Source organism: Paucilactobacillus wasatchensis (assembly GCF_000876205.1).
In the GTDB taxonomy this organism is placed as follows: Bacteria; Bacillota; Bacilli; order Lactobacillales; family Lactobacillaceae; genus Paucilactobacillus; species Paucilactobacillus wasatchensis.
In genome coordinates this window covers 1-9,284 of record NZ_AWTT01000056.1, presented here as the reverse complement: position 1 = coordinate 9,284, position 9,284 = coordinate 1, and the positions used below count along the sequence as shown (strand labels likewise).

At 40.1% G+C, this 9,284-nt stretch carries 8 protein-coding genes; all 8 read left to right on the top strand.

Going from position 1 to position 9,284, the window contains the following annotated elements; translation table 11 throughout:
- A partial coding sequence (locus WDC_RS08475; RefSeq protein WP_044011429.1) for a PTS sugar transporter subunit IIC occupies window positions 1-422 on the top strand: 422 nt, incomplete at its 5' end.
- Window positions 423-436: 14 nt separating this feature from the next.
- Window positions 437-1,333 carry a PTS system mannose/fructose/sorbose family transporter subunit IID gene (locus WDC_RS08470; protein ID WP_044011427.1) on the top strand — a complete coding sequence of 299 codons (897 nt, stop codon included), beginning with the start codon at window positions 437-439 and terminating at the stop codon, window positions 1,331-1,333.
- A 27-nt stretch (window positions 1,334-1,360) separates the two neighbouring features.
- On the top strand, window positions 1,361-1,780 hold the full coding sequence (locus WDC_RS08465; protein WP_044011426.1) for a PTS sugar transporter subunit IIA: 420 nt from the start codon (window positions 1,361-1,363) through the stop codon (window positions 1,778-1,780).
- Between the two features lie 56 nt (window positions 1,781-1,836).
- Entirely contained in the window at window positions 1,837-2,319 is a 483-nt protein-coding gene (locus tag WDC_RS08460; RefSeq protein ID WP_044011425.1) for a PTS system mannose/fructose/N-acetylgalactosamine-transporter subunit IIB, read from the top strand.
- An 88-nt stretch (window positions 2,320-2,407) separates the two neighbouring features.
- Complete coding sequence (locus tag WDC_RS08455) at window positions 2,408-3,055, top strand: hypothetical protein (protein WP_052497843.1); 648 nt, start codon at window positions 2,408-2,410, stop codon at window positions 3,053-3,055.
- 106 nt (window positions 3,056-3,161) lie between these two features.
- Window positions 3,162-5,681, top strand: coding sequence for an excinuclease ABC subunit UvrA (locus WDC_RS08450; RefSeq protein ID WP_044011424.1), 2,520 nt, complete (start codon window positions 3,162-3,164; stop codon window positions 5,679-5,681).
- A gap of 115 nt (window positions 5,682-5,796) precedes the next feature.
- Window positions 5,797-7,935 (top strand): transglycosylase domain-containing protein, encoded by a 2,139-nt coding sequence (locus tag WDC_RS08445; protein ID WP_156127022.1) that lies wholly within the window; start codon window positions 5,797-5,799, stop codon window positions 7,933-7,935.
- A 333-nt stretch (window positions 7,936-8,268) separates the two neighbouring features.
- On the top strand, window positions 8,269-9,282 hold the full coding sequence (gene rbsR / locus WDC_RS08440; protein ID WP_044011422.1) for a ribose utilization transcriptional repressor RbsR: 1,014 nt from the start codon (window positions 8,269-8,271) through the stop codon (window positions 9,280-9,282).
- The last annotated feature ends 2 nt before the right edge of the window (window positions 9,283-9,284 follow it).

The window sequence follows — 9,284 nt, the reverse complement described above, 5'->3', positions numbered from 1 at the left end:
CCTTAAACACCTTCGCATTGAAACCAATGGATAAATATGCTCGTGAAGGAAACGCCAGGGGACTGCGGTTCTCAATTATTGGGATTCCGGCTCTGATTTCATTTGTGCTATTCATTCCACTAATTTTCATTGCTTTGTATTTTGGTGCACCAGTTATTTCAGGTCTGGTTTCCAACATTGAGCACGGAACCATTATTCACGTGCTAAACAGTGTTGGTGGTGGACTGGCTGCTTTAGGAATTGCCATCATCATGCAAGTTATTGGTAAGAAACGCTTGTTACCATTCTTCTTCTTGGCATACTTTATGAGTGTGGCCTTTGCCAAACTAGAAATTAACATGACGATTTATGCCATCTTCGGTGTTATCTTTGCGATCTTGTACGTAATGCTTTCGCAAAAGAATGCATCAGAAAATAGTTAAAGGAGGGATAGAAAATGAGTGAAAATCAAACAATAGAACCAACTAACGAAGAACCACAAGCAGCAACTGAGCATCGAATTCCACAACCGGATGCCATTACCAATAAAGACTTGATGAAGTCTTGGTTTGGCTGGTGGTGGGCTAACGAAGTTCCGCATACATTTGACCGCATGCTAGCTCCTTCGTTTGCCTTTGGTTTAATTCCAACACTACAAAAACTATATAAAGATAAAGATGAATTAGCTAAGTCATTCCAACGACATTTACTATTCTTTAACACCCAAGCAACTTGGGGTGGTGGTACTTTGACCGGTGTGACAATTTCACTTGAAGAGGCTCGTGCTAAGGCATTAGCTAATGGTGAAGAACCAATTTCGGAAGATATGATTAATAACACAAAAGTTGGTTTGATGGGTCCATTAGCCGGAATTGGTGACTCGATTGATTCTGGAACTATTCAATATATCTTTATTGCTATGTTCTTACCATTTGCTAAGCAAGGTAATTTCTTGGGGGCCTTGTTGCCATTTCTGTGTTTCGCCATCGCAACCTTTACTTACGGTTATTACTTCACTAAAATGGGATATTCACTTGGTCGTTCTGCCGCTAAAGAAATCATGACTGGTGGAAGAATGCAGGGAATTATTGATGGATTAGGAATTCTTGGGCTTTACATGATGGGAATTTTGGCCGGTCAATACATCACAATTCGGAGTTTCTTGAAATTCTCAATTAGTGGTAAAGGCTTCAATGTGAACACGATTTTAAATCAGATTTTGCCTGGCGCACTACCATTACTTGCTGTTATGCTAGTTTACTGGTACTTCCAACGACAAGGACTTAAGATTACACGCGCTTTGTTATATTTAACTGGTGCTCTGATCGTCTTGAGTATTTTCTATATCATCTAATGGGCTAACGGAGGTAAGAATTAAATTATGAAACGTGCATTTTTAGTAATTACACATGGCGACATGGGGATTGAAACAGTGAAAAGTATGGAACTCTTAATGGGGCCACAAGAAAATGTGACTGGGTTAGGTTTGCACCCAGGTGAATCCGTTGACGCATTACGGGATCAGGCCTATGACGTTTTGACCAAAAATGAGAAATCGTATGATGAAACGATTGTGTTAGTTGATTTACTCGGCGGCAGCCCATCAAACGTCTCATTATCAACTCTAGCTAAATACCGTGAGTTAAAGATCGTGACCGGTCTAAGCTTACCATTGCTGATTAACCTGTTGAATTTCTCGGAAGCGGAAAATGACACCGATAAGTTGATTAATGATTCTATTGATGTTGCTAAGGACGGAATGAAACTGATCGACAAGAACTTTTTGCAACATAAAAATTAATGCTTAAGGTATAATTAAGTTAGCCAGATCACAATAAGAGTACTGGAGGAATCAACATGGGAACAATTAACTTAGCACGTGTCGATGATCGTTTGATTCATGGGCAAGTGATGACAAAGTGGACTAAGGGTTTTGGAACTAATTCAGTTTACGTGGTGGACAATGCTACCGCTGCTGATGACTTTATGAAAGACATTTATGTCAGCACTAACTCAACGGGTGGCCTGAGTATCAAGGTTTATTCCGCCACAGAGGTTGCAGAGGAATGGAAGAAAGATCAATTTGGAAATGACAAAGTAGTCATTGTCTTCAAATACATCAAAGAAGTTAAAGAGGCGTTAGCAGCTGGGTTAGAACTTAAATCATTAAATATTGGTGGAATTTCGAAGAAGCCAAATACTGATTTTGTGATTCCAACCGTCGCAATTGGTGATGAAGAGCGGGCTGAATTAAAAGAGTTCCATGATAATGGTATTGATGTTTTCTTTCAAACTGTGCCAGATTCTAAAAAAGTTGAGTATAATTCAGCTATTAAGTAAAACCTATTGTTCCTGACAGGTCTTGGTACTAAAAAATCTGGGCAGCCCCAGATTTTTTTAGTCAAACAAAGAAGTTAGAGGATTGATTGTGAAAAATAATTATGAGGTTTACCCAGATAAAATTAGAACATACACGACGGCAACTATTTTCCTAGCGTTTGCACTTTGTTTGTTTGCAATTGTGCTCGTGAAGACCTGGTTATTTTTAAAAATACTGGTTGTTTTCTTTGGCATCTTATTTGCATATCTGGCCTACAAAACATTTCGAGATGGTCATTTGGATCATCCAGATTACCTGATTAATGACCAAGGGGTGACGGATAATACTAAAGTAAAATCCGTTACTGTTTCGTGGCACGATATCTTAAAAATTGAAATGACACCAAACAATGCGGTGATGCAAATCGGTATTTTAGCTAAGAGTACAGTCAGTGATGAGGATGAAAAGTCTGCGGTTTTAAGAGACAATCTTGCCAACAATGGTAATCTAGCTTTTTATTCAATTATGATCGATGGCTTTCGTTATCGCCAAAAACCGTTTCTTAAAATTTTCAAGGAATTGGAGCGCCAAGGGGTTGAACATAATCCACAAATTTTAATTAGTGAATATATTGATCCTGAAACGAAACGAAAAATGGCAGATAAACGGGATGATGAAATCAGAGCCGCTCGCAAACAAAGACGGCTAGCTCAACAGCTGAACAATCCCAAAAGGCATTGGTGGCAACGAGGATAGTAGTGAATAAAAGATTCGACAACTGTGTTATGCGGTTGTCGTTTTTTGATCACTTCAAAATCAGCTGTATACTAATACTAATTAAATTAATGAAAGAAGTATGACAATGTCAGTTCAACACCGAGAAACTATTCCTGAAAATATCGAAGTCATTGGCGCCCATGTCAATAATTTAAAAAACTTGAACGTTAAAATTCCACTGAATGCATTTGTTGCTATTACGGGCCGCTCTGGTTCGGGCAAGTCATCATTAGCGATGGGTGTTTTATACGCTGAGGGGGCCCGTCACTATCTAGACGCACTATCAACCTATACGCGAAGACGAATTGGTCAGGTTGGTAAGGCAGAAGTTGATCAGGTTAAATATTTACCGTCAGCACTTGCGTTACGGCAACGCCCCACAGTTCCTAGTGTTAGATCAACTGTTGGGACTATGACGGAAAGCCTGAATGTTTTACGGTTGATTTTTTCTCGTCTAGGTTCACATCAATGTCCCAATGGGCACCAAATTTCGCCAACATTGTCGGTTGCTGAAAATATGGGTGAAGTTACATGTCCAGTTTGTCATGTAAAATTTACTGCTTTTGGGGCAGAAGATTTTGCCTTTAATTCGCATGGTGCCTGTCCGGATTGCAATGGAACGGGGCAAGTCCGTCAAATTATGGCTGACCGATTAATTCCAGATCAGACAAAGACAATCCGTGAAGGTGCGGTGGCTTCATGGCGTTTGCCTGGCCGTAATTTTATGATTTATGTAGCCCAACAAATTGGAATTCCGATTGACACACCATTCAATGAGTTGAGTGCCGCTGAACAGGAGCAAGTTTGGCATGGTCAAAAGAAACAATATGCAATCAACATTCCATCTAAAACTGGCAAAATATTTCACATGGATAATGCCCAATTTGAAAATGCATTTGCAGCCGTGGAGGACAGTCTTGCCACCACGACAAATGAGCGGGCGATTTTGCGCTTAAATCGCTTCTATTCATTTGCAGTTTGTCCCACCTGCCATGGCAATCGGTTTAAACCTGAATTATTAACCACTAAGGTAGCAGATCTGAATATTGCCCAAGTGAGCCAAATGACAATTGGTGCATTAAAGCAGTTTGTACCCCAAATTTTGCATTGGTTACCGGCCCAAATGCAAGCGATTGGCAAAAACTTAGTAGGTGAATTGAAGGATAGTTTACAACCCATTCTTGATTTAGGCTTGGACTATTTAACTTTGGACCGGGCCGGTGAAACCTTATCAACTGGCGAATTACAACGAATCCAGTTAGGACGAACATTACGAAGTGAAACTACAGGAGTTTTGTATATTTTAGATGAACCATCAATTGGTTTGCATCCGGCTAATGTCACCGGTTTGGTTAAAGTGTTACGGCAATTGGTTAATCATGGCAACTCACTCGTAGTAGTGGATCACGATACTAATATTATCGCGGCTGCAGATTATGTAATCGAAATTGGACCGCAGGCAGGTCAACGCGGAGGCACTATTGTGGATCAAGGAACGGTAGCTCAAATCAAGCAGGCACCGCAGTCGTTGATCGCTCCTTTTTTGACGGGCACAGCCACATTGCGTGTGCGACCGCAAATCACACCACAACAGCTGAGTGCTAGTGATCGCCTCCAGATTACAGTTAGTGATCGGTATAATTTACATGATGTGACCGCTCAATTTATTATGCGTCATCTCAACGTTGTGTCCGGTTATTCGGGGGCGGGAAAATCTACTCTAATCATGGATAGTTTAATTCCAGGCCTCAAAGCACTTAATCAAGGCCAATCATTGCCACGACATGTGGCTTCAATTACGGCCAATCAAATTAACCGTGTGGTCACCGTAGATTCAGTTCCAGTCGGAAAAAACGTGCGGTCGACAGTAGCCACTTATACCGGATTACTTGATGAGTTACGAAAATTGTTTGCTCAAACAAAGCAGGCACAGCAACTTAATTTTGGTGCCAGTCATTTTTCTTATAATGTGAAAGCAGGTGCTTGTCCCACTTGTAATGGTACGGGATCGATTTCGTTAGACATTCAGTATTTGCCAGACATGATTGAAGAATGCCCAACTTGTCATGGTAATCGTTATAATAATGAAACACTGAACGTGAAATGGAATGAACAAAGCATTGCAGATATATTGTCAATGGACGTGAATACGGCCATCACAGTTTTCGAGTCAGAACCTAAAATTGAATCAATTTTATTAAAATTACAAAAAATGGGCCTCGGGTATCTTCATTTAGGTGAGAGCACACCAGTGTTGTCAGGCGGTGAGGCGCAACGATTAAAATTGGTATCACACATGGGTCGCAACCAGACCGAAACCTTATTTGTGTTCGATGAACCCTCTGTGGGCTTGCATCCGTTAGACATTCAAACATTAATTAAAGTTTTTGATCAGTTGTTAACCCAAGGTGCAACGATCATTGTGATTGAACACGACTTGGATATTTTGGCTAATGCAGATTATATTGTAGATTTAGGTCCGAAGGGCGGCCGACAAGGAGGACACATTGTTGGTAGTGGTACACCAGCTGAATTGGCAACCAATCCCAATAGTGAGACCGTTACATTTTTAAAACGGCATTTAGCACTATTTAAGCAGCATTAAATTATCATAGCGAGTATTTTATAAAATTATCCTAAAAAAGATACGTTAGCCATGGTAACAGCTGATTGTATGATAAAATATACTCTGATTATATTTAGAGATGGAGAAGGACAATATGAACAATCAGCCATCAAGATTTAGGCGCTGGTTCGCAGAGTTAAAAGAATGGTTGTCACCACTGTGGCATCGATTTAAACAAGTTTTAAAACGATTTTGGCATCGATTTCAGTTAACTCGATGGCTCATTGTCGTCTTTTTGTCGTTGTTTCTACTGCTCAGTGGGTATTTGACAGTGGTAGCCAAAACGGCACATGTTAGCAATTTAAAAGCGACCCTGGAAAAGCCTACTAGGGTATATGATAAAAAAGGCAATTCAGCTGGTAGTCTGTATTCACAAAAGGGAACTTATATTTCACTTGATAAAATTTCGACTAATATTCAAAATTCTGTGTTATCGACCGAAGATCGTAACTTTTATCATGAACACGGCTTTTCAATTAAGGGCATCGCTCGTGCCGCTGTTTTATATGCTAAAAATAAGGTACTCGGTCGTGACTATATTTCCGGTGGTGGGAGCACATTAACCCAGCAATTAGTTAAAAATGCGTACTTAACCCAAGAACAAACATTTACTCGTAAGGCAAAAGAAATTTTTATCTCAATTGAGGTAGAAAATGTGTATTCTAAAGCAGATATTTTGATGATGTATCTAAATAATGCATATTTTGGCAATGGGGTGTGGGGCGTGCAGGATGCGTCCGAGAGGTATTTTAACCGATCAGCTAGTGAATTAACAGTGCCGCAAGCTGCAATGCTTGCGGGAATGCTGACATCGCCTAGTGGTTATGATCCAGTGGCACATCCAGCGGCTGCTAAACAACGTCGCAATGTGGTCTTGCAGCTAATGGTCGAAAATAACAAGCTCTCGCAGACACAAGCAGATAAATATAAAAAGACGGCTTTAACCATCACTAACGGCTACAAACAAACAGATACTTACAAATATCCGTATTACTTTGATGCCGTTATTAATGAAGCGATTAATAAGTATAATCTGTCCGAAGAAGATATCATGAACAAAGGCTACAAGATTTATACGACTCTGGACCAAAATCAACAACAAGATATGCAAACAATCTTTAAAAATGACAGTAATTTTCCGGCTGATTCAGCGGATGGTACTCCGGTCCAAGCTGCCTCAATTGCTCTTAATCCCAATAATGGTGGTGTTACCGCCGTGGTTGGTGGTCGCGGAACACACGTTTTCCGTGGGTTTAACCGTGCCACTCAAATGAAACGGCAACCCGGATCAGCAATAAAGCCAATTGCCGTTTATGCACCAGCATTGGAAAATGGATACTACTATGATTCTATTTTACAAGATAAGAAACAGTCGTATGGGTCTAACAATTATACGCCGAAAAATTATGATGATACGTATAGCGGTAAGGTAACAATGTATAAAGCTTTAGCACAAAGCTTGAATGCACCAACTGTTTGGTTATTGAACAAAATTGGGGTCAACAAGGGGTATGAATCTGTTAAGAAATTTGGCTTGCCAGTTACTAGCAAGGACAAAAATTTAGCATTAGGATTAGGGGGACTGTCAACTGGTGTTTCGCCAGAGCAACTGGCCGGCGCCTATACCGCATTTGCAAATAATGGTAAACTAGCGACACCCCATTTTATTACTAAGATTGTTGATGCCTCAGGTAAAACGATTGTCAACAACCAAAATGCTAAGAAAAAACAGATTATTTCAAATAAAGTTGCTAAACAAATGACCAGTATGATGTTGAGCGTCTTCAACGAGGGAACTGGGAAAACCGCCAAACCGACTGGCTATTCAGTGGCAGGTAAAACAGGTAGTACGTCCTCGGACGTGGTTAATGGACAGGATTCTGAACGTGATAAATGGATTGTTGGTTATACGCCTGACGTAGTTGTCGCAACGTGGGAAGGGTATGATACTACTGATGAGAGTCATACTTTGAGCGATTCGAGTTATGTTAACACGAATACATTATTCAAAACTGAGATGACACAAATTTTACCGAATACCAAACAGACTGCATTTGATACAAAAGACGCTGCGACATTGGCCAAAAATAAGACAGCATCATCAACTAGTATTTGGGATGAGTTCACAAATGGCGCCTCAAGTTTTGGTGACAAGGTATCACAAGGAGCCAATTCTGTTGGTCAAAAGGCCTCGGATTTATGGAGTAAAGCAAAGGCAATTGTAGGACAATAAAAAAAGAGTATTTTAACTACGCTAATAAGGCGTGGTATAAAAAATGCAGGGGCTTCAGGTACGAATGTGTCTTTCGTACCTGAAGCCCCTGCATTTATACACTAAACTACTGCGATTAAAAACATGTTGTGTCAACAAAATAATTATAATTTTAAATTATCTATGACAAAAAAATTTATCCACTAATCTCCTGCTATGCTCTAAAAACAGTATCATCGTAAACACTTATCAGCAAACAACGTAAAACGTTTTACAAAATTTAAAAAAACTGTTCACACAACCAGATAAAAGAAGTATACTAGTGTAATAATTAGTCTTGAGAGGAGGAACATGATGCGCAAAAAAACAACAATTCGCGATTTAGCTCAAGCAGCAGATGTTTCGGTAACTACTGTTTCACAAATCCTAAATGGCAAAGGTGAGCGCTTTAGTAGTGCAACTCAGCAGCATGTGCTGAAGTTACAAAAACAGTTGAACTATGTACCTGATTTTAATGCGCGTAATTTGATCATGAAATCCTCGCAGACAATTGGTGTGCTTGTTCCTAATATTGGTAACCCATTTTTTAGTACTTTTATTAAGGGAATTCAAGAAACGGCAAGAGAGTTGCAATATATTCCACTCATTTTTGGGGCCAATCATGACGAAAAAATTGAAAACTATTATTTGGAGAAGATGATCGAGCGAGCCACTGGTGGCTTAATCATTGCTAGTGCTTCGATCACGATTGCAACAATTGATTCAATTTTGAAGAAAAATGGTATCCCGTATTTATTGATGGATCAAAACCCAATCGTCGAAGGTGACCGAGTGCAAACCAATGATTTTTCAGGGGGCGAACTGGCAGCGCAGCATTTACTAGATTTAGGACACAAACACTTTGCTGTGACAATTCCGAACAATCCAACAGCTAACTTATTGGGACGATTAAATGGTTTTAGGTATGCAATTGAACGGGCGGGACTAGTATTTGCACAGGCGGTAACAGTGATTTACTCACCGATGACAAAAGCGGGTGGTTATTTAGCCACACAGGATGTCTTGAAGAGTTCTGCAACTGGTGTGTTTGCAATTAATGATGAAATGGCAATCGGGTTGTATCGTGGTATGATGCAAAATAACGTTAGGATTCCAACTGATATTTCTATCATGGGCTACGACAATATTGATTTGGATGAATACGTTACTCCCAAATTAACCACGGTCCAACAGCCAATCTTGGCCATGGGTGAGATGGCAACTCGATTGCTGGTTAATCGAATTAAAAAGCCGATGATGACGCCGCAAAAAGTCGATTTGCCGGTGTCGTTAGTGGTACGGCAAAGTACGAGTGCGCCAAGAAATTAATT

Coding starts and splice junctions, on each gene's coding strand:
- WDC_RS08465 (WP_044011426.1), top strand. CDS start 1,361: ATGAAACGTGCATTTTTAGTAATTACACATGGCGACATGGGGATTGAA.
- WDC_RS08460 (WP_044011425.1), top strand. CDS start 1,837: ATGGGAACAATTAACTTAGCACGTGTCGATGATCGTTTGATTCATGGG.
- rbsR (WP_044011422.1), top strand. CDS start 8,269: ATGCGCAAAAAAACAACAATTCGCGATTTAGCTCAAGCAGCAGATGTT.
- WDC_RS08450 (WP_044011424.1), top strand. CDS start 3,162: ATGTCAGTTCAACACCGAGAAACTATTCCTGAAAATATCGAAGTCATT.
- WDC_RS08445 (WP_156127022.1), top strand. CDS start 5,797: ATGAACAATCAGCCATCAAGATTTAGGCGCTGGTTCGCAGAGTTAAAA.
- WDC_RS08470 (WP_044011427.1), top strand. CDS start 437: ATGAGTGAAAATCAAACAATAGAACCAACTAACGAAGAACCACAAGCA.